At 66.1% G+C, this 21,381-nt stretch carries 27 protein-coding genes; 16 read left to right on the top strand and 11 right to left on the bottom strand.

Annotated features, from left to right (window positions below):
- Positions 1-8: 8 nt before the first annotated feature.
- The 3 genes from MJ601_RS14260 to ftsE are packed head-to-tail and all read right to left on the bottom strand — an operon-like array spanning position 9 to position 2,160.
- Positions 9-539: a YdcF family protein gene (locus MJ601_RS14260; RefSeq protein WP_242127541.1), complete on the bottom strand. Its 531-nt coding sequence runs from the start codon at positions 537-539 to the stop codon at positions 9-11.
- Positions 536-1,450 carry a cell division protein FtsX gene (locus tag MJ601_RS14255; protein ID WP_242127540.1) on the bottom strand — a complete coding sequence of 305 codons (915 nt, stop codon included), beginning with the start codon at positions 1,448-1,450 and terminating at the stop codon, positions 536-538. The genes MJ601_RS14260 and MJ601_RS14255 overlap by 4 nt, the downstream gene beginning before the upstream one ends.
- Positions 1,450-2,160 (bottom strand): cell division ATP-binding protein FtsE, encoded by a 711-nt coding sequence (gene ftsE, locus MJ601_RS14250; RefSeq protein WP_242127538.1) that lies wholly within the window; start codon positions 2,158-2,160, stop codon positions 1,450-1,452. The genes MJ601_RS14255 and ftsE overlap by 1 nt, the downstream gene beginning before the upstream one ends.
- A 178-nt stretch (positions 2,161-2,338) precedes the next feature.
- Here ftsE and MJ601_RS14245 point away from each other — a divergent pair, with 178 nt between their 5' ends.
- Complete coding sequence (locus tag MJ601_RS14245) at positions 2,339-3,175, top strand: MJ0042-type zinc finger domain-containing protein (protein WP_242127536.1); 837 nt, start codon at positions 2,339-2,341, stop codon at positions 3,173-3,175.
- Between the two features lie 56 nt (positions 3,176-3,231).
- Here the strand turns inward: MJ601_RS14245 and MJ601_RS14240 are convergent, their stop codons facing one another.
- Both MJ601_RS14240 and MJ601_RS14235 read right to left on the bottom strand, forming a co-directional pair.
- Entirely contained in the window at positions 3,232-4,134 is a 903-nt protein-coding gene (locus tag MJ601_RS14240; RefSeq protein ID WP_242127534.1) for a pirin family protein, read from the bottom strand.
- Between the two features lie 12 nt (positions 4,135-4,146).
- A complete protein-coding gene (locus MJ601_RS14235) occupies positions 4,147-4,449 on the bottom strand; it encodes a BolA family protein (protein WP_242127532.1) in 303 nt (100 codons plus the stop codon).
- A gap of 44 nt (positions 4,450-4,493) precedes the next feature.
- Between MJ601_RS14235 and MJ601_RS14230 the strand changes: the two genes are divergently transcribed.
- From MJ601_RS14230 to MJ601_RS14200, 7 genes are all read left to right on the top strand, one after another.
- A complete protein-coding gene (locus tag MJ601_RS14230) occupies positions 4,494-5,111 on the top strand; it encodes a J domain-containing protein (protein WP_242127530.1) in 618 nt (205 codons plus the stop codon).
- A gap of 67 nt (positions 5,112-5,178) precedes the next feature.
- Entirely contained in the window at positions 5,179-6,471 is a 1,293-nt protein-coding gene (locus MJ601_RS14225; protein WP_242127528.1) for an Hsp70 family protein, read from the top strand.
- Between the two features lie 88 nt (positions 6,472-6,559).
- The gene (cobS, locus tag MJ601_RS14220) at positions 6,560-7,567 is read left to right on the top strand and encodes a cobaltochelatase subunit CobS (RefSeq protein WP_242127526.1); all 1,008 of its coding nucleotides are present in this window, start codon (positions 6,560-6,562) and stop codon (positions 7,565-7,567) included.
- Positions 7,568-7,572: 5 nt separating this feature from the next.
- The gene (locus MJ601_RS14215; protein ID WP_242127709.1) at positions 7,573-7,995 is read left to right on the top strand and encodes an OsmC family protein; all 423 of its coding nucleotides are present in this window, start codon (positions 7,573-7,575) and stop codon (positions 7,993-7,995) included.
- A complete protein-coding gene (locus MJ601_RS14210; RefSeq protein ID WP_242127523.1) occupies positions 7,992-8,771 on the top strand; it encodes a tyrosine-protein phosphatase in 780 nt (259 codons plus the stop codon). The genes MJ601_RS14215 and MJ601_RS14210 overlap by 4 nt, the downstream gene beginning before the upstream one ends.
- Positions 8,771-10,597 carry a cobaltochelatase subunit CobT gene (gene cobT / locus MJ601_RS14205; RefSeq protein WP_242127521.1) on the top strand — a complete coding sequence of 609 codons (1,827 nt, stop codon included), beginning with the start codon at positions 8,771-8,773 and terminating at the stop codon, positions 10,595-10,597. The genes MJ601_RS14210 and cobT overlap by 1 nt, the downstream gene beginning before the upstream one ends.
- 259 nt (positions 10,598-10,856) lie before the next feature.
- Complete coding sequence (locus tag MJ601_RS14200) at positions 10,857-11,327, top strand: GreA/GreB family elongation factor (RefSeq protein WP_242127519.1); 471 nt, start codon at positions 10,857-10,859, stop codon at positions 11,325-11,327.
- Between the two features lie 46 nt (positions 11,328-11,373).
- Here MJ601_RS14200 and MJ601_RS14195 read toward each other — a convergent pair whose 3' ends face one another.
- The 3 genes from MJ601_RS14195 to MJ601_RS14185 all read right to left on the bottom strand — a co-directional run bounded on the left by MJ601_RS14195 (position 11,374) and on the right by MJ601_RS14185 (position 12,899).
- A complete protein-coding gene (locus MJ601_RS14195) occupies positions 11,374-11,865 on the bottom strand; it encodes a Dps family protein (protein WP_242127517.1) in 492 nt (163 codons plus the stop codon).
- A 119-nt stretch (positions 11,866-11,984) separates the two neighbouring features.
- On the bottom strand, positions 11,985-12,551 hold the full coding sequence (locus MJ601_RS14190) for a TMEM165/GDT1 family protein (RefSeq protein WP_242127515.1): 567 nt from the start codon (positions 12,549-12,551) through the stop codon (positions 11,985-11,987).
- An 18-nt stretch (positions 12,552-12,569) separates the two neighbouring features.
- Positions 12,570-12,899, bottom strand: a complete 330-nt coding sequence (locus tag MJ601_RS14185; RefSeq protein WP_242127513.1) for a hypothetical protein — start codon at positions 12,897-12,899, stop codon at positions 12,570-12,572.
- 221 nt (positions 12,900-13,120) lie between these two features.
- Between MJ601_RS14185 and rpmG the strand changes: the two genes are divergently transcribed.
- The gene (rpmG, locus tag MJ601_RS14180; protein ID WP_007687342.1) at positions 13,121-13,288 is read left to right on the top strand and encodes a 50S ribosomal protein L33; all 168 of its coding nucleotides are present in this window, start codon (positions 13,121-13,123) and stop codon (positions 13,286-13,288) included.
- A gap of 171 nt (positions 13,289-13,459) precedes the next feature.
- Here the strand turns inward: rpmG and MJ601_RS14175 are convergent, their stop codons facing one another.
- A complete protein-coding gene (locus tag MJ601_RS14175) occupies positions 13,460-13,822 on the bottom strand; it encodes a response regulator (RefSeq protein ID WP_242127510.1) in 363 nt (120 codons plus the stop codon).
- 76 nt (positions 13,823-13,898) lie between these two features.
- Here MJ601_RS14175 and MJ601_RS14170 point away from each other — a divergent pair, with 76 nt between their 5' ends.
- From MJ601_RS14170 to MJ601_RS14150, 5 genes are read left to right on the top strand one after another with little or no spacing between them, the layout of a single operon-like run.
- The gene (locus MJ601_RS14170; RefSeq protein ID WP_242127509.1) at positions 13,899-14,195 is read left to right on the top strand and encodes a DUF3572 domain-containing protein; all 297 of its coding nucleotides are present in this window, start codon (positions 13,899-13,901) and stop codon (positions 14,193-14,195) included.
- Entirely contained in the window at positions 14,192-14,848 is a 657-nt protein-coding gene (locus MJ601_RS14165) for an HAD family hydrolase (RefSeq protein WP_242127505.1), read from the top strand. The genes MJ601_RS14170 and MJ601_RS14165 overlap by 4 nt, the downstream gene beginning before the upstream one ends.
- Complete coding sequence (locus MJ601_RS14160) at positions 14,845-15,306, top strand: RidA family protein (RefSeq protein ID WP_242127503.1); 462 nt, start codon at positions 14,845-14,847, stop codon at positions 15,304-15,306. The genes MJ601_RS14165 and MJ601_RS14160 overlap by 4 nt, the downstream gene beginning before the upstream one ends.
- Positions 15,290-16,015: a glycerophosphodiester phosphodiesterase family protein gene (locus MJ601_RS14155; RefSeq protein WP_242127501.1), complete on the top strand. Its 726-nt coding sequence runs from the start codon at positions 15,290-15,292 to the stop codon at positions 16,013-16,015. Before MJ601_RS14160 ends, MJ601_RS14155 begins: the two co-directional genes overlap by 17 nt.
- Positions 16,008-17,153 (top strand): GNAT family N-acetyltransferase, encoded by a 1,146-nt coding sequence (locus MJ601_RS14150; protein ID WP_242127499.1) that lies wholly within the window; start codon positions 16,008-16,010, stop codon positions 17,151-17,153. Before MJ601_RS14155 ends, MJ601_RS14150 begins: the two co-directional genes overlap by 8 nt.
- Positions 17,154-17,265: 112 nt before the next feature.
- On the opposite strand, the gene MJ601_RS14145 is transcribed toward MJ601_RS14150, so the two are convergent.
- Positions 17,266-17,562 (bottom strand): SEL1-like repeat protein, encoded by a 297-nt coding sequence (locus MJ601_RS14145; protein WP_242127496.1) that lies wholly within the window; start codon positions 17,560-17,562, stop codon positions 17,266-17,268.
- Between the two features lie 196 nt (positions 17,563-17,758).
- Between MJ601_RS14145 and MJ601_RS14140 the strand changes: the two genes are divergently transcribed.
- Complete coding sequence (locus MJ601_RS14140; protein WP_242127707.1) at positions 17,759-19,033, top strand: multidrug effflux MFS transporter; 1,275 nt, start codon at positions 17,759-17,761, stop codon at positions 19,031-19,033.
- 37 nt (positions 19,034-19,070) lie between these two features.
- Here the strand turns inward: MJ601_RS14140 and MJ601_RS14135 are convergent, their stop codons facing one another.
- Positions 19,071-20,633: an amino acid permease gene (locus MJ601_RS14135; protein WP_242127494.1), complete on the bottom strand. Its 1,563-nt coding sequence runs from the start codon at positions 20,631-20,633 to the stop codon at positions 19,071-19,073.
- Positions 20,634-20,788: 155 nt separating this feature from the next.
- On the opposite strand from MJ601_RS14135, the gene MJ601_RS14130 reads away from it, so the two are divergent.
- The coding region (locus MJ601_RS14130; RefSeq protein ID WP_242127493.1) for a purine nucleoside phosphorylase YfiH/LACC1 family protein at positions 20,789-21,381 on the top strand (593 nt) is incomplete at its 3' end.

Genomic DNA, 21,381 nt, shown 5'->3' with positions numbered 1-21,381 from the left:
GGAAACCGTCAGATACCGATCAGTGCCGCCGCCCGTCGCAGCAGATATTTATTATATTCGCGCACCAATATGCGGAGGCTGGGGCGGCTAGGCACGGCGTCGTAGACCAGCGTGACCCGTTCCGGCAAGGCCTGACGCAGTTCCAGCGCGGAGCGGCGCATGTGCCAGTCGGTGGTGATCAGCCGCACGGTCCTGAAGTCGCGCCGTTCCAGCCAGTGCGCCGTTTCGATGGCGTTGGAGCGGGTGTCGATGGCTTCGCGGCCCAGGGTGATGCAGCAGGTGAAGAGCCGTTCGGGCGTCTTATATTGCGCGGCCAGTTCCGCCGGGCGGACCGAGCGGTCGACGCCGGAGATCAGCATCCGCTTGGCCGCGCCCTCGCGCAGCAGCGACAGGCCCCGGTCGATCCGCCCCGCCCCGCCGGTCAGCACGACGATGGCGTCGGTCTGGCGACCATCCAGCGGCTGCGGCAGGAAGATCGCGAACCAGGCGAAGCCCAGCATCCAGCCCAGCAGGGTGACGGCGATGAAGCGGACGATCACAGGAGCCGCCCCAGCGATCGCAGCACCGTCCAGCGCGCGGCCAGTGTCGCCAGCAGGACGCAGCCGACCGGCAGCGCGGCGAGGATCGCCCAGTCCGTCCAGGGAAGGTGGATGGCGGTGAGCAGTTCGGAGCCGGTCGCCAGCAGCCTTGCGCCCAGCAGCACGATCACCAGCAGCGCGACGGTGAAGCCCAGTGCGCCGCCGAACAGCGCGTCGAGGCCGATGCGGCGCTGGAACAGCCGGGCGATCTGCACATCGGTCGCGCCCATCAGGTGCAGCACGTCGATGGTGCCGCGATGGCTGTCATGCGCGGCGCGGGCGGCCAGCACCACCACCGCCCCCGTCGCCAGCGACATCAAGAGCACGATGCCGGCCGCCAGCCAGCCGAGGGTCGAGAGCAAACCGGCCAAGGGCGCCAGGAAGGCGGCATGGGGTTCGATGCGGACCTTGGGCGAGACGGCGCGGAGCTGGTGGCGCAGGCGGTCGACCTTCGCGCCGGTTTCGCCGGGGGTGAGTTCGATATCGATCAGCGCCGGGATCGGCAGGTCGCCGCTGACCGCATCCTGCCCCAGCCAGGGGCGGATCTGGTCGGCCAGCGCCGCGGGCGCCACCGGATGCACGGCGCGGACATAGGCGGTGGTGCGCAGGGCCTGCGCGACGCTGGCGCTCAGACGGTCGCGCTGATCGGCATTGGCCTCCACGATCTGCACCGTGGCGCGACCGGCGAGGTCAGCGCCCATCGCCTGCACCGCCGCGCCCAGGCCCAGCCCGGCCGCGGCGGACAGCACGGTCAGGAACATCATGATCGCGATGATCCACGGCATCGGCCCGGCCACCCTGCCCTCCGGCAGCAGGCGGTGGCGCGCGGCGGCGGCGGCGCGGCGGTCTGCGGCGCGGTCGAAGGGGGACATCAGCCGGCCCCCGGCGGTCTGGGCGGATAGCGCAGCGATCCGGTGGGGTCGGACAGGCGGCCCTTGTCGAGCTTCATCATCTGCGCGCTTCCCACCTGCGCGATCAGCGGCAGATCGTGGGTGGCGACGACGATGGTGGTGCCCAGGCGGTTGAGCGCTTCGAACAGGGTGAGGAGGCGGCGGGCCATGTCGGCGTCGACGTTGCCGGTCGGCTCGTCCGCCACCAGGATTTCCGGGCGGCCGATCACGGCGCGGGCGATGGCGACGCGCTGCTGTTCCCCGCCGGACAGGGTCGCCGGGCGCGCCTGCCCCCGGTCGCCCAGCCCGACCCAGTTCAGCATTTCGCTGACCGGGGCGTCGATTTCCGCCTCCTCCATGCCCGCGACCCGCAGCGGCAGGGCGATATTGTCGTAGACCGACAGGTGGGGAACGAGGCGGAAATCCTGGAACACCACGCCGATGCGGCGCCGGAAGCCGGGCAGTCGCTTGCGGGGAAGCGTCACCACATCCTCCCCGAACAGGCGGATGACGCCGCGGCTGGGCCGCTGGGCGAGGTAGAGCAGCTTCAGCAGCGAGGTCTTGCCCGCGCCGGATGCGCCGGTCAGGAAATAGAAGCCGCCGCTGGCCAGGGAGAAGCTGACGTCGGAGAGCGTCTCGCTATCCAGACCATAGCGCAGGCCGACATTTTCGAACTGGACGATGGCCGACATGCGTGTTTTTGGCGCCTTGGCGCTCCCTGCTTCCCCGACTTGCCTGCCATGGCACAGCGGACGGGCGGCCGTAAAGCCCATCCGCTCGCCTGGCCCGGCCTGATTCCGCGAGTCGCGCCTTCCCATGGGGATGTTGAAGCCGCTTGCCCTCGAATCCAACTCATGCCTATGAAGCGACATGATCCTGGTGTGTCCCAACTGCGCCACGCGCTATATCGTGCCGGACAGCGCCGTCGGCCCGAACGGCCGCCAGGTTCGCTGCGCCGCCTGCAAACATAGCTGGTTCCAGGAAGGCGCCGCGCTTGCGCCGCGCGAGGAGATGCTGGCCACGGCGGGCGCGCCGGAAGTGGCCGCGCCGCCCCCCCCTCCGCCGCCGCCCTCACCTCCGCCTGCGCCGCCGCCGCCCCCGGTCGAGGAGGTGGCTGCGCCTGCCGTGGAGCGGCCGATCGAGCGGGAAGCAGAGCCGGTCGCCATTGCCGCGCCGGTCGCTGGCGCCGCGACGGCGGATTACCGGTTCGACGATATTTACGGCCGTGCCGCGGCGGAAGAGAAGGAGGATTGGGCGGAGGCCGCGCCGGCTCCGGTCAAGCCGCGCCGCAACCGGCTGAAAATGCTGACCTATGCCGCTGTGCTCTTCTGCCTGGCGGTGGGGGCAGCGGGCGGGGCGCTCTGGTATTTCGGGACGCCGAGCTGGGCGGTCAATCTGGGACTGGTGCCCGAAGAGGGCGATCCGGACCTGCTCTTCTACCTTTCCAAGCCCGCCGAGCGGCGCAAGCTGCCGACCGGCGAGGAATATTTCGCCTTCGGCGCGCGGATCGTCAACAGCGGGAAGCAGACGCTGCCGGTGCCGCCGGTGCTGGTGCAGCTGCGCGACCGGCAGAACCGGCTGGTGTTCAGCTGGACGACCAAGGCCGATCGCACCAGCCTGAAACCGGGCGAAGAAGCATCGATCAACGAAAGCCGGATCGACATTCCGAAAAATGCCGAGAATCTGTCGCTGACCTTCGTGCAGTGATCTTCGAGCATGGCATGCGCTCGCGATGGCGGGAACGCGTCATTGCATGAGGCCGGTCAGGGATAGCTGACCGTTTTCGGCCGCCCCTGAGGGATCGGGATGAATTCCTGATCGTCGCCGGGGATCAGCGGGAAGCGCATGGCGTCCCAATCCTCCCGCGCCTGCATGATGCGATCGGTCGAGGAGGAGACGAAATTCCACCAGACATGGCGCGGGCTTTGGAAAGCCTCCCCGCCGCAGAGCATGACGCGGCCGCCGTCGACGCTCATCAGCGTGGCGCGGATGCCGGGGCGCAGGACGTAGAGCGTCTGGGGCTGGAGCAGCATGCCGTCCAGTGCGGCGTCGCCGCCAGAAACATAGAGGGCGCGTTCCTCGGCGTCCGGGTCGATCGGGATGGTGCCGCCGGGGGATAGCTGGATATCGGCGTAGATGGTGTCGGCATAGGTGGTGACCGGGGAAGTCTCGCCCCAGAGGCTGCCCATGATCACCCGCGCGCGGGCGTGGCCGCCATCGATGACCGGCAGGCCGCCTTCGCCGACATGCTCGAAGGCGGGGTCCATTTCCTCGTCCCGGTCCGGCAGCGCCAGCCAGGTCTGGATGGCGGAGAGTTTGGACAGTTTCGCCCGATCCGCGTCCGGCGAGCGTTCGCTATGGACGATCCCCCTGCCCGCCGTCATCAGGTTGACCGCGCCCGGTTCGATCAGCTGCTCGGTGCCGAGGGAATCGCGATGGAGGAAGCTGCCCTCATACATGTAGGTGACGGTGGCGAGGTTGATATGCGGGTGCGGGCGCACGTCCACCCCCTGCCCCGGCGCGATGCGGGCGGGACCGGCCTGATCGAAGAAGATGAAGGGGCCGACCATGGTCCGCTCCTTCGCCGGGAGCGAGCGATGGACGCGGAAATCGCCCAGATCGTGGCTGGTGGGCGTGATCGTCTGGATGATCGGGGTGTCGCGCATATCTCCTCCCCCCTATTCGCCGGGCGCGCGGGCCTTGATGGCGAGGGCGTGGACCTTTTCGCGCAGCAGGTCGGCGAGCGCGGCATTGACCAGCCGCTGGCGGGCCACCCGGTTCTGGCCGGCGAAGCGGGCCGACACGATCTCCACGGTGAAATGGCTTTCGCCCGATCCGTCATGCCCGGCATGGCCGCGATGCATCTCGCTGTCGTCGGTCACGGCGAGCCGTTCGGGGGAAAGGGCGGCGCGCAGCCGGGCTTCGATTTCGGTGGCGATTGGTCCCTGATGGGATGGCGGGCCTTTTGCAACATCGGTCATGGCGCCTATATAGGCCTTTTGCCCGTAAGTTCATCAGGACAATCTTGGCCAGCGATCCTTTCTCGACCCGGCGTTTCAACCGTTTCCATGGCCGTGTGGAAAGCGACCGGCCCTGCGCGGTTCCCGGCTGCGAGGAGCCGGGCGAGTTTCGCGCGCCGCCGCTGGAGGGGGGAGCGAACCATCAGGAAGGCCCGCGCTGGCGCTGGTTGTGCCTGGACCATGTGCGCGCGTTCAACCAGGGCTATAATTTCTTCAGCGGCATGAGCCCGGAGGAGATTGCCGCCGCCCAGCGCCCCTATGCCGGATGGGAGCGGGAGACGCGGGCCTTTTCCTCCAACGCCGCCAGCCCGCCGCCCAAATGGTCCGACTTCCAGGACCCGCTGGACGCCATCGGCGCCAGGTTCAGGGAAAGGATGGCGAAGGCGCGGGCCGACAATCAAATGCGGCAGGACGGGAAGTTCGTCTCCGGCGAGGAGCGCAAGGCTTTGTCCGTGATGGGGCTGCCGATCGATGCCGACCGCAAGGCGCTGCGGCAGCGCTATACCGAATTGCTGCGGCGCTATCACCCCGACCATAATGGCGGCGACCGGAGCCATGAAACCTCCCTGCAGGGCGTGATCGAGGCCTATCAGTTGCTGAGGAAGGCGCCGGTCTTCGCCTGATGCGAAGGGTTGCGGCGGCGAGATCATGCTGCCATAGGCGCCGCCCCCCTCATTCCCGGAGACCGTTATGACAACCGCGCCCCGCGCCCTGGGCCTGGATTTCGGCACGACCAACAGCGTGGCCGCGCTCGCCGACGGCAGCGGGTCGCAACTGGTGGAATTTTCCGGCGCACAGGCGAGCGGGGCGGTGTTCCGATCGGCGCTCTGCTTCTGGCATGACGGCGCGGCGAAGGGCGGCATGGCGCATGAGGCAGGCCCCTGGGCGATCGCGGAATATCTGGAATTTCCGGAGGACAGCCGTTTCCTGCAAAGCTTCAAGTCGGTGGCGGCCAGCCCGATCTTCGAGAGCGCGAGCGTGTTCGAGAAGCGCTTCCGGTTCGAGGAGCTGGGGCAGATGTTCCTGGGGAAGATGGTGAGCCATGCGGGGGGCTGGCTGGACCGGCGGCCGGAGCGGGTCGTGGTCGGGCGGCCGGTGGAATATGCGGGGGCGCGGCCGGACGAGGCGCTGGCCCGGCGGCGCTATGACGCCATGTTCGCGGGCTTCGGAACCGAAATCCACTATGTCTACGAACCTTTGGGCGCGGCGTTCAGCTATGCCAGCCGCCTCACCGGGGCGGCGACGATATTGGTGGCGGACTTTGGCGGGGGTACCAGCGACTTTTCCATCGTGCGGGTCGAGGCGCCGGGGGCGGCGCGGCGCTGCGTGCCGCTGGGGTCGGCGGGCATCGGCCTGGCCGGGGACCGGTTCGACTATCGGATCGTCGATCATCTGGTGCTGCCGATGCTGGGCAAGGGCGGAAGCTACCAGAGCTTCGGCAAGGAACTGGAGATACCGCGCAGCTATTTCGCCGATTTCGCCGACTGGTCCCGGCTGGCGCTGATGCGCAACCGGCGGACGATGGACGAACTGGCGCGGCTGCAGAAGGCGGCCAATGATCCGGCGGCGATCGGCCGGATGATCACGGTGATCGAGAAGGAACTGGGCTACAAGCTGTACGATGCCGTGGGGTCTTTGAAACGGCGGCTTTCCGAGGCCGAGCGCGCGACCTTCCGTTTCGAGGGCGGCGGGCTTGCCATCGAAGCCGACGTGACGAGAGGCGATTTCGAGGGCTGGATCGCGCCCGACATCGCCCGGATCGAGGCGACGGTGGACAAGGCGCTCGCCAGGGCGGGGGTCGGCCCCCAAAGCATCGACCGGGTGTTCCTGACCGGGGGAACATCGCTGATCCCGGCGATCCGGGCGATCTTCGAGCGGCGCTTCGGCGCGGAGCAGATCGCCAGCGGCGGCGAGCTGACCTCCATCGCCCATGGGCTGGCGCTGATCGGACAGGAGGCCAATTTGGCCGAATGGGCCGCTTGATCGGCCGGGCCGAAAGCCTCACTCTATCGACATGCCCGTTCCCGACGGTTAGGGCATTGCCGACAAGACCGCTCGAAGAGACCCGAAGATGACCGACATCCCCAACGTCCAACCCGATACCCGTGCCGAAACGCTGTTGGCCGCGCCCGACCGTGAAGTGGACGCGCGCGAAGTCTTCGGTGTCGATGTCGACATGAAGATCCCGGCCTTTTCGGAAGCCGACGAGCGGGTGCCCGACCTGGATCCCGCCTATGTGTTCGATCCGGACACCACGCTCGCGATCCTGGCGGGCTTCGCCTATAATCGCCGCGTGATGGTGCAGGGCTATCACGGCACCGGCAAGTCGAGCCATATCGAGCAGGTCGCGGCCCGGCTGCGCTGGCCGTGCATCCGCATCAACCTGGACGCGCATATCAGCCGCATCGACCTGGTCGGGCGCGACGCCATCGTCCTGAAGGACGGGCAGCAGGTCACGGAATTCCGCGAGGGCCTGCTCCCCTGGGCGTTGCAGCGGCCGGTAGCGCTGGTGTTCGACGAATATGATGCGGGCCGTCCGGACGTGATGTTCGTGATCCAGCGCGTGCTGGAGACCGACGGCAAGATGACCTTGCTCGACCAGAACCGGGTCATCCGGCCGAACCCCTGGTTCCGCCTGTTCGCGACCGCCAACACCGTGGGGCTGGGCGACACGACCGGCCTCTATCATGGCACGCAGCAGATCAACCAGGGCCAGATGGACCGCTGGAACCTGGTGGTCGCGCTCAATTACCTGCCCGCCGCGACCGAGGCGCAGGTGGTGCTGGCCAAGTCGGGCGAATATGACCATGAGGGCGGCCGCAAGGAGGTCGAGAATATGATCAAGGTGGCGGAGTTGACCCGCCAGGGCTTCGTCAACGGCGATATCTCGACCGTGATGTCCCCGCGTACCGTGATCAGCTGGGCGCAGAATGCGCTCATCTTCAAGAATATCGGCTTCGCCTTCCGCCTGTCCTTCCTCAACAAATGCGATGAGGCCGAGCGGGCGCTGGTGGCCGAATATTATCAGCGCGTGTTCGGCAAGGACCTGCCCGAAAGCGTCGCCCACCGGGTGGCGTGAGCGGCATGATCGTCGTCGAGCGGATCGATCCGGAGGGGGGCACCGCCCACCGGATCAGCATAAGAGGGCATGAGCTGATCGCGGACATGTCCGCACCGGACGGCCATGATGCCGGGCCGGACCCGCATGACCTGTATGATTCGGCCCTGGGCGCGTGCAAGGCCATGACCATGCTCTGGTATGCGCAGCGCAACGATATTCCGGTCGAGGGCATCCATGTCGGCGTGGTTCGCGACGCGAGCCAGGAGCGCAAGGGCATCTACAGGCTGACGACGCGCATCGCGCTGACCGGGCCGCTGACCGGGGAGCAGCATGACAGGCTGATCGCCGTGGCCGCCAAATGCCCGGTGCACAAGCTGATGAGCGAGGTGGAAACGCAGATCGAGACCATCGCCGTGCCTTATGTCGGGGAGGGCGAGCGGCCATGAGCGAGGCCTTCGCCCGCACCGAAAGCGGTATCCTGCCGCTTGGCAGCGCCTTCAACCTGCGCGATTTCGGCGGCCATGCGACCGTCGACGGGCGCCGCGTGAAGCGGGGGATGCTCTATCGTTCGGGGACGATGTCGCTGCTGACCGAGGATGATGCGGATCATCTGCGTTCGCTGGGCATCCGGGCGATCTGCGATTTCCGCCGCGGCAATGAGCGGACGGCGGAACCGACGCTCTGGCACGGAACGGAGGTCGACTATTTCTGCCGCGACTATGGCGAAAGCAGCGGCCTGCTGGGCGAAGTGCTGAAACAGGGCGGGTCGGCGGAAGAAACGCGCCAGCTCATGGTCGAGTTGTATCGCGCGATCCCGGTCGACCATGCCGAATCCTATCGCGCGATGTTCGGGCGGATCGCGGACGGGCGGGTGCCGTTGCTGATCAACTGTTCGGCGGGCAAGGACCGTACCGGCGTCGGCGCGGCGCTGGTGCTGGCGGCGCTGGGCGTGCCGCGGCAGACGATCGTCGAGGATTATCTGGCGACCAATGACCATGCCGATTGGGACTGGCTGCTGGCGCGGCGCGATACGCTGATGTCGCGGGCGCGGCTGACCCGGCCCGACGTGCTGGAGCCGCTGCTGCGGGCGGAGGCGGAATATCTGGATGCCCTGTTCGCGACGCTGGATGAGGTCCATGGCGGTCTGGAGGCCTATCTGAACGATAGGCTGGGCGTGGACGCCGCCGCGCTGGACGCCGTTCGCGAGGCGCTGCTGGACTGATGGCCGACCGTTCGCCCCTTGATGCCTTCAAGGATGTGCTGTCCGGCGCGGCGCGGTCGATCGCGCGCGATGCGGAGGTGGAGGTGAACTTCACCGCCGATACGCCGCACATGGCGGGCAAGGCGATCAAGGTGCCGACGCCGGGGCGCAACCTGCCCGCCGAGCAGGTGGCGCTGGCGCGCGGCTTTGCCGACGCCAATGCGCTGAAGCTGCGCCATCATAATGCCAGGGTGCATGGGGCGGCCGCTCCCTCCGACACGGTGGCGCGGGCGGTCTATGACGCGGTCGAGCAGGCGCGGGTCGAGGCCATCGGGTCGCGGGCGATGGAGGGGGTTCGGGCGAACCTCAACCATGCGCTGGACCTGCGGCTGAAGTCCGATCCGATCCGGCGGGCGCGTTCGGCGGACGAAGTGCCGCTGTCCACGGCGCTGGCGCTCAAGGTGCGCGAGCGGCTGACCGGGCAGGCCGCGCCCCGCGACGTGCTGCCGGGTCTGGCGATGGTCGACCGGTGGATCGAGGACAAGGCCGGGGCCGACCTCGACGCGCTGTCGATGGCGATCGACGACCAGCGCGCCTTCCAGAAGCTGACATCGGCCATGCTGGAGCATCTCCAGCTCGTCGATGCCGAAGTGCCGCCTGAAACCGACGATTCGGAGGCCGAGGAGGAAGGCGAGGACGAGGAGCAGCAGCAGGAGGAAGGCGACAACGGCGAGGACCAGGCCGGCGACAGCGACGCCTTCGCCGAAGCCCGCGCCGAGGATCAGGGCGGCGACACCGAGGACGGCGAGACCGAATATAGCGACGAGTTCGATGCCGACAGCGAGGAAGGCGCGGACGATATGGGCGAGGAGGGCATGATGCCGGTCCGCCCGAACCGGCCGATGTCGGACCTGCCGCCGGGCTTCGATTACAAGGCCTATACGCTGCTGCATGACGAGGTCGTGACCGCCGAGGATCTGTGCGACGAGGATGAACTGCTGCGGCTGCGCGGCTTCCTCGACCAGCAGCTTGTCAGCCTGCAGGGGGCGGTGACGAAGCTGGCCAACCGCCTGCAGCGGCGGCTGATGGCGCAGCAGTCGCGGTCGTGGGACTTCGATCAGGAAGAGGGGCTGCTGGACGCGGCGCGGCTGGCGCGGATCGTGATCGATCCGACACGCTCGCTATCCTACAAGATCGAGCGGGACACCGAGTTCCGCGATACGGTCGTGACGCTGCTGATCGACAATTCGGGCTCGATGCGCGGGCGGCCGATCTCCATCGCTGCGATCAGCGCCGATATCATGGCGCGCACGCTGGAGCGGTGCGGGGTCAAGACAGAGATATTGGGCTTCACCACCCGCGCCTGGAAGGGCGGGCAGAGCCGCGAGGACTGGCTGGCGGCGGGACGGCCGCCCATGCCGGGGCGGCTCAACGACCTGCGGCACATCATCTACAAGAAGGCCGACGAACCCTGGCGTCGGGCACGCAAGAATCTGGGCCTGATGATGCGCGAGGGGCTGCTGAAGGAAAATATCGACGGCGAGGCGCTGCTCTGGGCGCACAACCGGCTGATCGCGCGTCATGAGGAGCGCCGCATCCTGATGGTGATTTCCGACGGCGCGCCGGTCGACGATAGCACCCTGTCGGTGAACAGCGGCACCTATCTGGAGCGGCATTTGCGGCAGGTGATCGAATGGATCGAGAATCGCTCGCCCGTGCAGCTCGTCGCCATCGGCATCGGCCATGACGTCACGCGCTATTATCGCCGCGCGGTGACCATCATGGATGCCGAGCAGCTCGGCGGGACGATGGTGGAGCAGCTCGCCGGGCTGTTCGACGAAGATTGAGGGCATGGGAGGCTTCAACCCGGAGCGGGCTGCAAATCGCGGCTTTCTGCGCTTTCGGTGCTCACGACCTGTAAGGTCGCTCCGCGCCGGTTCTCGAAATCCGATATTTTCGCTCCACCCTGGGCTGCATCCCCCCATGCCCTAGATGCCCTGCTCGTTCGGGCTTCCGTGACGTCGAGGCCCGGACCTTCCCTTGAAAAGAAGATCGGCAGTCTCGACCTCGGGTCAGCGCGAAGGGGCGTTTTGACAGGAGAGTGCAATGAGTGTCGCCTTTCGTCGCGAGAGTGACGAGGAGCATCTGGAACCCACTTTCGAGATTCCCTTGCCGCCAGGCCCCAATTGGGTGACGGCGCGCGGCCTGCGGCTGACGCGGGAGAAGGTGGAGGCGCTGGAAGCGGTCGAAACCGGGGGAATGGCCGAGGAGGATGCGAAGAAGCACAAGCGGGAACTGCGTTACTGGCGCACCCGCCTGGCGACGGCGGAATTGCGGCCGGTGCCGGATGGGGAGGCGGTCGCCTTCGGCAGCAGCGTGACCTATCGGCTGAACGGCCAGGAAAAGCGGATCGCCATCGTCGGCGACGATGAGGCGGACCCGGCGGAGGGGCGCATCGCCTTTTCCGCGCCGCTGGCCCGTGCGATGATGGATGCCGAGGAAGGCGAGGCCGTGGATTTCGGCGGCAAGGCGGGGGCGATCACCATCTTGGCGATCGAACCGATCGCCGGGGAATGAGAATAGAGCAAAGCCCTCCAGTTCCGGCTGGAAGGCTTTGGTCCCGTCAGGCGTTCCGGCCGGCTTCGAAGAGGAACCAGGCGCGTTCCTCGGCCTGGTCGGTCCAGTCGTCGATAATGCCCTCGGTCGCGTTGTCGCCCGCCTCCGTCGCCGCAGCCTTGGCGGCGCGCAGCGATTCGACCAGCTTCAGATTATCCTCGCGCAGCTCGTTCAGCATGTCGCCGGGGCTGACATAGTCGGCGTCATTGTCCTTCACCGTCTGATGACGGCCGATGTCGCCGACCGAGCGCAGCGTGGTGTTGCCGGTCTTGCGCACGCGCTCGGCAATGGCGTCGGTGGTGGCCAGGATCTGCGTCGCCTGATCGTCGAACATCAGGTGATAGTCGCGGAAATGCGGGCCGGAAACGTGCCAGTGGAAATTCTTGGTCTTGAAATAGAGGGCGTAGCTGTCCGCCAGCACGCCGTTCAGCGCCTGCGCGACCGACTTGGTCGCATTGCTGCGCAGGTCCGTAGGGGTCTTGAGGTCGGGGGCCGTCATGCTTTGCTCCTGTGCAGGGGATATGTTTCGGACATATAATGATTAGTCGCCGATAAGGTGCCATGGCCAGACAGGAATTTCGCGCCGAAATTGTCGTTCAGACTGATGGAAGGCGTCGATCAGGCGAGATGCAGCGCCGATATGGCCGCGCCCATGGCGGCAAGGAGGATCAGCGTCGCGCCCCCAAGCCGGATCGCGCGCAGCGGCAGCGCCTTGAAGAACCGCTCGCGCAGCAGCACCACGGGTAGCCAGGCCGCGAACATGCCGATCGCTCCCCCGGTCGCGGCAAGTATCGGGTCAGCGGTGCGGACCGCGATGCCGAGGACCAGAAATTGCGTGCCGTCGCCGAAACCGAGGATGAAGAGACCCAGCATCGTGGTGAGAAAGGGTCCGATCCGCCAGTTGTCGAGCGGATCGGGCGGCTTGACCGGCCAGACCATGCCGCCTGCAAGAAACAGCAGCGCCAGTGCGAGAAACAGCAGCCGGGCGTCGCTGCCGAGCATCGGCGCCAGAAAAGCGCCTGTCATGGCGCCCAGCGCGGCATTGGCGGCGGCGGCCGCCGCCAGTCCCGCGATCACCGCGCCACGGCGCTCGAACCGCCTGGCGAGCGCCAGGGCCAGCCATTGGCCCTTGTCCCCCATTTCCCCCAACAGGCAGCCGAGCAGCCCGATCAGCAAGGCATCCATCGGCCGCCGTCGGAGGGTTCAGGCGGAAAGATGAGGCCCAAGGCCCGCCGGCTTGGGGGCCAGGGGCATGGGTATGATATCGGCTTCGGGCATCTCCACCGCGATCGCATCGCGCATCAGGTCGAGATAGGAGAGGACCACCGGTCCCGCCCCCTGCAACGACAGCGCCGATTGCAGCGTGCCCGCCAGACATTCCACCGTATCGATGTGAAAGGCCCGCGCGATATGCCGGATCTGGTCGATTTCGTCGCGCAACCGGGGCACCGCCACATGCCCCCGTGCCCCGGCGAGCCCGTCGACGCGGCGCAGAAGATCGGCAAGAATGGCCAATATCGGATCATGTCGCATGGAGAAGACTCCCCCGTCCTGTGGCTCCGACTCCGATCATGCACCGCAGCCGGTTAAGGCCGCGTAAAGTGTAGCATGAGCCGGTGGATTAGGCCACGAGCCTTGACATCGCACCGAATCTGCCCCAAGGGGCACCGCTGAAACGGGGCGGTCCCTTCCTCGATACGAGATTTGGGGGCCGCTTTTCTTTTTCACGATATTCACGACCAGGGACTAAGGCCATGGCCAAGCCAGCAACCGTCAAGATTCGCCTCGTCAGCTCGGCTGACACCGGCTTCTTCTATGTCACCAAGAAGAATCCGCGCACCAAGACCGAGAAGCTGAGCTTCCGGAAATATGACCCCGTCGTGCGCAAGCATGTCGAGTTCAAGGAAGCCAAGATCAAGTGATCTGACGGCGGCCAAGGCCGCCCGACGGCATTTGGGGTTTGCAGGGGCTTCGCCCCGGACGAACGAAGAGGCCCGTCCCCCAGAGGGAACGGGCCTTTCCTTGTTACCTTGCCCGCACAGGGGCTGCCGGTCGGTAGCGTCCCGCCGCATGAACGGGGCGGCCGACGACAATTACAAAAGCCTGTTCACCTGCTCCATGAAGCGGAGCACCGAAATCGGCTTGGACACATAGGCCTGCGCGCCCGCGCCCCTGATCCGCTCCTCATCGCCCTGCCCCGCATAGGCGGTCACCGCCATGACCGGCACGGATGACAGCTGCGCGTCGTGTTTCAGCGAGATGATGAGGTCGAGACCGCTGATATGGGGCAGGTGGATGTCGGTGATCACGAGGTCCGGGTGGAACTCGCGCGCCTGTGGCAGCAGGTCGCGGCCGTCGCGCAAGGGCAGCACCTCATGCCCATGGGCGCGGAGCAGGTCGCAAAAAAGTTTGAGATTAAGTTCGTTGTCCTCGACAACGAGCACGCGCTTTGCCACCAGTCACCCGCGTCCGAAAAAATGCATATGAAATGGAAAGCGCGCCCTCTAAAGCCGCCCCCTGCTGAGATCAACCATGCGCCCCGATATTAACCATGGCAAGCAACATAGCCCAAGCGAGGGCCAAGAGCCAACCGTCCTCGCCCTGATGGCGCTCGCCTGGACATTGGCGGACGACCGGCGGGCCGACCGGCTGCTGACGCTGACCGGTCTGGATGCCGATACGCTGCGCGCGGGGGTGGGCGATCCGGCGATGCTGGCCGCGGTCCTCGGCTTCCTGGCCGAACATGAACCCGATCTTGTCGCCTGCGCGCAGGCCATAGAGAGCACGCCGCAAGCGCTGGTCGCTGCAAAGGAGAAGCTGCACGGATGAGCCGCCCGCTGATCATCACCGATTGCGATGAAGTGTTGCTGCACATGGTCGTCCCCTTCCGCGAGTGGCTGGACGAAAGCCATGACGTGCATTTCGACATGGGCGAGCGTGGCTTTTCCGAAGCGCTGCGGCACAAGGATAGCGGCCTGCCGCTGGAGCGGGCGCTGGTCTGGGAATTGCTGACCGGCTTCTTCGACAGCCAGATGCACCGCCAGACGCCGATCGCGGGCGCGGTGGAGGCGCTGGGGCGATTGCAGCGGATCGCCGACATCGTCGTCCTTACCAACATCACCGAACGGCACCACCGGCAGCGGACCGAGCAGCTCGCCACCCATGGCCTCGACCTGCCGGTCCACTGGAACCAGGGCGGAAAGGGCCGTCCGCTGGCCGCGATCCTGGCGGAACGGCAGCCGAGCGTCGCGCTGTTCATCGACGATCTGGCCGAACATCATGGCTCGGTCGCCAACCATGCGCCCGGCGTCTGGCGCCTGCATATGGTGGGCGAGCCGGAAATCGCCGCCGATATTCCCGCCGCGCCGATGGCCCATGCCCGGATCGACGATTGGGCGACGGCGGAAAAATGGATCGCCGCCCGCTTGGCGGAAGGCCCGGCACCGGATAATTTCCCGACCACCCATGGAGTATCTGCATGAGCATCGAAGCCCGCCTGAGCGAACTGGGCATCACCCTGCCGGAAGCCGCCGCGCCGGTCGCGGCCTATGTCGCCGCGGTGGAGGCGAACGGCCTGCTGCATATTTCCGGGCAGATTTCCCTGTCGGACGGCACGCTGATGACCGGCCGGCTGGGCGAGGACCGCGACCTCGACTATGGTGTCCGGGCGGCGCGGGCCTGCGGCCTCAACCTGATCGCGCAGATGAAGGCGGCGCTGGGCAGCCTCGACCGGGTGGAACGGATCGTGAAGCTGGGCGCCTTCATCAGCAGCACGCCCGAATTCACCGACCAGCCCAAGGTCGCCAATGGCGCGTCCGAACTGATGGTGGAAATTTTCGGCGACGCCGGGAAGCATGCCCGCAGTGCCGTCGGCGTGCCGGTGCTGCCGCTGGGGGCGGTGGTCGAAATCGACGCTGTCGTCCTTGTCCGCCCGGCCTGACGTTCTTCGGGCGCTGACCGCCCGCCCCTTCGCCCATCGCGGGCTGCATGGGGCCAAGGTCAGCGAAAACGGCATGGCGGCCTTCGCCGCCGCCATCGCCGGTCATTTCGGCATCGAATGCGACGTGCGCCTGAGCCGCGACGGCGTGGTGATGGTCTTCCACGATGCCTCGCTCCAGCGCATGACGGGCGCAACCGGCGCGATCGGCGACCATGATGCGGCGGCGATCGATAAATGGATGCTGCCCGACGGCGGCTGCGTGCCCCGCCTGCGCGACCTGCTCCATCTGTGCGGGACGGACATTCCGCTGCTGATCGAGATCAAGGTGGACGGACGGCCTGTCGCGCCCATCTGCATCGCGGTGGCAGACGCGCTGGCGCGGCGGCCCATGACGCTGGCAGCAGTCATGTCCTTCCATCCCATGGCCATGCGCTGGTTCGCGCGCCACCGGCCCGATCTGGTGCGCGGGCTGGTCGTCACGGAACGGAACCGGCGCGGCTGGCGCGGAAGATGGGGCCGCGCCCTTGCACTTTGGTGGGCGAAACCCGATTTTGTCGCCTGTGACATTCGCGACCTGCCTTCATCCCTGTCCGTCCGCATGCGCCAACGGGGCCTGCCCGTGCTGACATGGACCGTGCGCAGCGAGGCGGAACAGGAACGCGCCGCGCTGCATGCCGACCAGATCATCTTCGAGCCGCCGCATGACTGAATGCGTCGCGCGTATCACCAACGGCGTGACGGACCTGCCGAAGGACCAGTGGGATGCCCGCGCCGGCACCGGCAATCCCTTCATGAGCTGGGATTTTCTGGCCGCGCTGGAACGGTCGGGCAGCGTCGGCGGCAACAGCGGGTGGCAGCCCCTGCCGCTGGTGATCGACGGGGAGGACGGACGGATTGCCGCCGCCGCGCCGCTTTACGGCAAATCCCACAGCCAGGGCGAATATGTATTCGACCATGGCTGGGCCGATGCCTGGGAGCGGGCGGGCGGGCGCTATTATCCCAAGATCCAGCTCGCGGCGCCCTTCACCCCCGTGCCGGGGCCAAGGCTGCTGCTGCGCGACGAAAGGCTTGCCCCGGCACTGATCGCGGGGATCGAGTCGGTGGTGGAGCAGAGCAATCTCTCCTCCGCCCATGCGACCTTCATCGCGCCCGATCAGGTGCCGCTGTTCGAGGCGGCGGGCTGGCTGATCCGGGAGGACAGCCAGTTTCACTGGACCAATCGCGGCTATGGCGATTTCAGCGATTTCCTCGCCGATCTGTCGAGCGCCAAGCGCAAGAATATCCGCAAGGAACGCGAACGGGCGGTCGAGGGGCTGGAGATCGTCCATCTGACCGGCGAGGCGCTGACCGAGGCGCATTGGGACGCCTTCTGGACATTCTATCAGGACACCGGATCGCGCAAATGGGGCCGCCCCTATCTGACCCGCGCCTTCTTCTCGATGCTGGGCGAAAGCATGGGGGACCGGGTCCTGCTGGTGCTGGCGCTCCGGTCCGGGCGGCCGGTCGCGGGCGCGCTGAACCTGATCGGGGCGGATACGCTCTACGGCCGCTATTGGGGCTGCACCGAGGAGGTGCCCCATCTGCATTTCGAGCTCTGCTATTATCAGGCGATCGATATCGCCATCGCCCGCGGTCTCAGGCGCGTGGAGGCAGGCGCACAGGGCGGGCACAAGCTGGCGCGGGGCTATGCGCCCGAACCGACCTATTCGGCCCATTTCATCCCCAATGCGAGCTTTCGCCGGGCCGTCGCCGATTTCCTGGAGGATGAGCGACAGGGTGTGCAGCGAGATCGCCTCTGGCTGCAAGGACGGACCCCGTTCCGGAAAGGGGAAACGGGCCGGCTTTAGGGCATCGAGCGCAAAGACAGGAACCGGCTTTGCGCTTGAAACGATGCGAGTCCAGAAAAATGAGCGCGCCGATCTGCGTCCGATTCAACGCAGCGCGCTCTGGAGCACCGGTTCAGGCCGCGCGGAGTTGGCTGGCCGCAATCAGCGCACGCGCCTGGCGTTGGGCTTCGGCGATTTCGCGCGCCGTCATTTCCTCGGCGACCTCGGCACGCATGGCCTGCCCCTCTTCGCTGCCCTTCAACGCGGCGAGATTGAACCATTTATGCGCCTCGATCAGATCGACGGGAATATCGCCCGTGCCGCAGCTATAGGCGACCCCCAGTTCAAAACATATTTCCGCCGATTGATGCGCCGCATTGGGAAAACGGCTTTCCATCAGAAACTGCGCGCTCTTCAGACTGTTCGCCATAACCGAACCCCCCGTGGATTTCGACATGATGGTTTTCGACAGGCGTCACGCTGCACCGGCGGTCGATAAAAAATGGTTAACGCCAATTTTTCCAAACAGAGGCCGGCGGCGGAAGTCTGCCGGTCATGAGGGTTAACGGAAATAGCGGGCAGTAAAGGACTGGCGCATGGGCGCGATTGTCCCCATAGCCCACGCCATGACAGATCGCCCCGAAACCGCCGCAATGCCCCCGGAAAAGGACATAGCTTTCCGCGAGTTCGTGCTGCTCTGCGCCTGCCTGATGGCGATGAACGCGCTGTCGATCGATCCGATGCTGCCGGCGCTGCCCGCCATCGGTCGCGACCTGGCGATTCCGCATCCCAACGACCGGCAATTGATCATCAGCATCTATTTTCTGGGATTGGGCGTCGGCTCGCTGCTGTTCGGCGTGCTGTCCGACCGATTCGGGCGCAAGCGGGTGCTGGGCAGCGCGATGGCGATGTTCATCCTCTCCTCCATCGCCTGCGCCGGGGCGCACAGCTTCGTCATGCTGCTGATCGGGCGGGCCTGCGCGGGCTTCTTCGCCGGGGCGAGCCGCGTGGTCACCGTGGGCATCGTTCGCGACCGGTTCCGGGGCGATGCGATGGCGCGGGTCATGTCGCTGATCTTCGCCGTGTTCATGCTGATCCCGGTGATGGCACCCTCTTTCGGTCAGGCGATCTTGTGGATCGCGCCATGGCGATGGATTTTCTGGGCACTGGCGATCCTTGCAACGCTGGTCCTGTCATGGATGCTGGTGCGGATGCCCGAGACATTGCTGCCCGAAAACCGCATGCGGATGAGTGCGGGCACGATCCTGCGCACCGTCGGCACAGTGGTCCGCACGCGCAGTTCGATCGGCTATATGGTGGCGAGCGGCGTGGTCATGGGCGGACTGATCGGCTTCATCCTGTCGGTGCAGCAGATTTTCTTCGACATTTTCGGGGCGCAGAAGATCTTTCCCTTCGCCTTTGCCGCCATTGCGGGCAGCATGGGGATCGGCAGCCTGCTCAACAGCCGCCTCGTGTCCCGTTTCGGCGCGCGACGATTGAGCCAGACGGCCCTGATCGTGCTGGTCGCGGTCAACTGCACCCATCTGGCGGTCATTCTGACCGGGCATGAGACGATCGTCAGCTTCATGATCCTTCAGGCGGCGACGATGATGACGGTGGCGTTCACCGCGTCCAATTTCAGCGCCATTTCGATGGAACACTTTGCGAAGGGGGCAGGCGTCGCCTCCTCCTTCCAGTCCTTCCTGACCACCGCCCTGTCGAGCGCTTTGGGGAGCATCGTCGGCCGGGCCTTCGATGGATCGACGCTGCCGCTTACCATGGGGCTGGCCGTATATGGCGCAATATCGTTTCTGATCGTCACCTGGGCCGAACGCGGGAAATTGTTCACCCGCCCCCATCATGGCGCTCTGCGCGACGCCGAATTCGAAGCGATGCATTAAAAAAGGGGCGGTATGATCCGCCCCCTTTCCATGACGATCAGGCGTCCTGCCCGCCCGGCGTATGCGCGCCCGGCAGCGGGGGCACCGGCTGCGGCGGGATGCCCGTCTGCTCTTCCGGCACATCGACAATGCCGCGGCCGACATGGCTGCGGCTGCGGCTATAGGCGAAATAGACCAGCAGGCCGACCGCCGCCCAACCCACGAACATCAGCTTGGTTTCGACACCCAGGCTCCAGAACAGATAGAGGCATCCCGCGATCGCGATCGGCGCCGTGACGTTGATGGCGGGGGTACGGAACGGACGCGCCCGGCCCGCATCGGTCCTGCGCAGCACCATCACCGCGATCGACACGGCGGCAAAGGCGAACAGCGTGCCGGAGTTCGAGATGTCGGCCAAAATCCCGACCGGGAAGAAGGCGGCGAAGAGGGCGACGAAGATGCCGGTCAGGATGGTGATGACATGCGGCGTCTTGTAGGTCGGATGGACCCTGGAGAACATGGCGGGCAGCAGGCCGTCACGGCTCATGACGAAGAAGATGCGGGTCTGGCCGAACATCATCATCAGGATGACGGACGGCAGCGCCAGCCCGGCGGCGAGACCGAGCAGATTGCCGATCTGCGGCCAGCCGATTTCACGCAATGTCCAGGCCAGCGCTTCCTTCGAGCAGGTGACGGCTTCCGTGCCCGCTGCCGCGAGCGCCGCGCATTGCTGCGACAGGGCGGCCGATCCGGGCGCCAGCGCTTCTCCGGCGGGACCATATACCGGTTGGGCGCCCACCGTGCCGATGACCCCAGCCGCAACCAGCATGTAGAAGATGGTACAGATGCCGAGCGAGCCGATCAGGCCGATCGGCATGTTGCGTTGCGGATTCTTGGTTTCCTCAGCGGCGGTCGACACAGCGTCGAACCCGACATAGGCGAAGAAGATGGAAGCGGCCGCCGCCGAAATGCCCGAAAAGCCCAGCGGGGCGAAAGGCGTAAAGCCTTTCATGTTCATGACCGGCACCGACAGCAGGATGAACAGCGAGAGTGCGGACACCTTGATCGCCACCAGGACGGCGTTGACGGTCGCGCTTTCCTTTGTGCCGATGACCAGCAGCCACGTAACCAGCGCCGCGATCAGCATGGCAGGCAGGTTGACCATGCCGCCATCGAACGGCCCGCGGGTCAACAGATTGGGTATGTCGATATGGAAGGTATGTTCCAGCAATCCCACGACATAGCCGGACCAGCCGACCGACACCGCCCCTGCGGCAACGGCATATTCCAGGATCAGCGCCCAGCCGACCATCCAGGCGATCAGTTCGCCCATCACCGCATAGCTGTAGGTGTAGGCGGAGCCCGACACCGGCACCATCGCGGCCATTTCCGCATAGCAGAGCGCCGCCACGGCGCAGACGAAGCCGGCAATGACGAAGGACAGCATCATGCCCGGCCCGGCCTTCTGCGCAGCTTCGGCCGTCAGCACGAAAATGCCGGTGCCGATGACGGCGCCGATACCCAACATGGTGAGTTGGAACGCGCCCAGTGAGCGATGCAGCGATTTCTTCTCCGCCGTCGCCAATATGGCGTCGAGAGGCTTTACGCGCCCGAATATCATGAAGACCTCTATTCCCTTAGCCCGGCACGTCACCGGACGTACCCCTTTTGCTTATGGGAGGAGGAGACTATCGCCTAATCTCGTGCGCGCAAGTATGTTGCGCATTTGAGACATGGTGCAAAAGCGCATCCGATGGAAGCCCGAAGGAGTGAGGGATGATTGAATTGCTGCGTGCACCCGCGCTGGGCGATGTTCTGCATGGCTTTGCGGGTCGGCAAGGCGGTGTTTCTACGGGAATTCATGCCGGGTTGAACGTGGGCCTGGGTTCGGAAGATGATCGTGACGCGGTGATGCGCAACCGCGATCTCGCTCGCGATGCGCTGCTGCCCGGTGCGGCATTGGTGACGGTTCATCAGGTTCATTCCCCTGATGTGGTGACGGTGACAGGCCCGATTGCGGAAAGGGATCGTCCCGCGGCGGATGCGATGGTGACGAATCGGCCGGGGTTGGTTCTTGGCATTTTGACCGCGGATTGCGTTCCGGTCTTGTTTGCCGACAGGGATGCAGGCGTGATCGGCGCGGCGCATGCGGGATGGAAGGGCGCGCTGGGCGGCGTGACCGATCAGACCGTGGCGGCGATGGAAGCCCTGGGCGCTGTCCGCGACCGGATTGTCTGTGCGATCGGGCCTTGTATCGGGCGATCCTCCTATGAGGTGACGCTGGACTTTGCAGCGCGGTTCGAAGCGGCGGATGCGCAGAATGAACGCTTCTTCACGCCGGGACGGGAGGGGCACTGCCAGTTCGATAT

Source organism: Sphingobium trunci (genome assembly GCF_022664535.1).
GTDB lineage: Bacteria > Pseudomonadota > Alphaproteobacteria > Sphingomonadales > Sphingomonadaceae > Sphingobium.
Note: the sequence above shows the minus strand (reverse complement) of the source record. Positions and strands in the feature narration are given on the sequence as shown.

Bases quoted from the DNA above. Each gene is read 5' to 3' on its own strand.
- MJ601_RS14255 (WP_242127540.1), bottom strand. From the start codon at position 1,450: ATGTCCCCCTTCGACCGCGCCGCAGACCGCCGCGCCGCCGCCGCCGCG.
- ftsE (WP_242127538.1), bottom strand. From the start codon at position 2,160: ATGTCGGCCATCGTCCAGTTCGAAAATGTCGGCCTGCGCTATGGTCTG.
- MJ601_RS14245 (WP_242127536.1), top strand. From the start codon at position 2,339: ATGATCCTGGTGTGTCCCAACTGCGCCACGCGCTATATCGTGCCGGAC.
- MJ601_RS14240 (WP_242127534.1), bottom strand. From the start codon at position 4,134: ATGCGCGACACCCCGATCATCCAGACGATCACGCCCACCAGCCACGAT.
- MJ601_RS14235 (WP_242127532.1), bottom strand. From the start codon at position 4,449: ATGACCGATGTTGCAAAAGGCCCGCCATCCCATCAGGGACCAATCGCC.
- MJ601_RS14225 (WP_242127528.1), top strand. From the start codon at position 5,179: ATGACAACCGCGCCCCGCGCCCTGGGCCTGGATTTCGGCACGACCAAC.
- cobS (WP_242127526.1), top strand. From the start codon at position 6,560: ATGACCGACATCCCCAACGTCCAACCCGATACCCGTGCCGAAACGCTG.
- MJ601_RS14215 (WP_242127709.1), top strand. From the start codon at position 7,573: ATGATCGTCGTCGAGCGGATCGATCCGGAGGGGGGCACCGCCCACCGG.
- MJ601_RS14210 (WP_242127523.1), top strand. From the start codon at position 7,992: ATGAGCGAGGCCTTCGCCCGCACCGAAAGCGGTATCCTGCCGCTTGGC.
- cobT (WP_242127521.1), top strand. From the start codon at position 8,771: ATGGCCGACCGTTCGCCCCTTGATGCCTTCAAGGATGTGCTGTCCGGC.
- MJ601_RS14200 (WP_242127519.1), top strand. From the start codon at position 10,857: ATGAGTGTCGCCTTTCGTCGCGAGAGTGACGAGGAGCATCTGGAACCC.
- MJ601_RS14195 (WP_242127517.1), bottom strand. From the start codon at position 11,865: ATGACGGCCCCCGACCTCAAGACCCCTACGGACCTGCGCAGCAATGCG.
- MJ601_RS14190 (WP_242127515.1), bottom strand. From the start codon at position 12,551: ATGGATGCCTTGCTGATCGGGCTGCTCGGCTGCCTGTTGGGGGAAATG.
- MJ601_RS14185 (WP_242127513.1), bottom strand. From the start codon at position 12,899: ATGCGACATGATCCGATATTGGCCATTCTTGCCGATCTTCTGCGCCGC.
- rpmG (WP_007687342.1), top strand. From the start codon at position 13,121: ATGGCCAAGCCAGCAACCGTCAAGATTCGCCTCGTCAGCTCGGCTGAC.
- MJ601_RS14170 (WP_242127509.1), top strand. From the start codon at position 13,899: ATGCGCCCCGATATTAACCATGGCAAGCAACATAGCCCAAGCGAGGGC.
- MJ601_RS14165 (WP_242127505.1), top strand. From the start codon at position 14,192: ATGAGCCGCCCGCTGATCATCACCGATTGCGATGAAGTGTTGCTGCAC.
- MJ601_RS14160 (WP_242127503.1), top strand. From the start codon at position 14,845: ATGAGCATCGAAGCCCGCCTGAGCGAACTGGGCATCACCCTGCCGGAA.
- MJ601_RS14150 (WP_242127499.1), top strand. From the start codon at position 16,008: ATGACTGAATGCGTCGCGCGTATCACCAACGGCGTGACGGACCTGCCG.
- MJ601_RS14145 (WP_242127496.1), bottom strand. From the start codon at position 17,562: ATGGCGAACAGTCTGAAGAGCGCGCAGTTTCTGATGGAAAGCCGTTTT.
- MJ601_RS14140 (WP_242127707.1), top strand. From the start codon at position 17,759: ATGACAGATCGCCCCGAAACCGCCGCAATGCCCCCGGAAAAGGACATA.
- MJ601_RS14135 (WP_242127494.1), bottom strand. From the start codon at position 20,633: ATGATATTCGGGCGCGTAAAGCCTCTCGACGCCATATTGGCGACGGCG.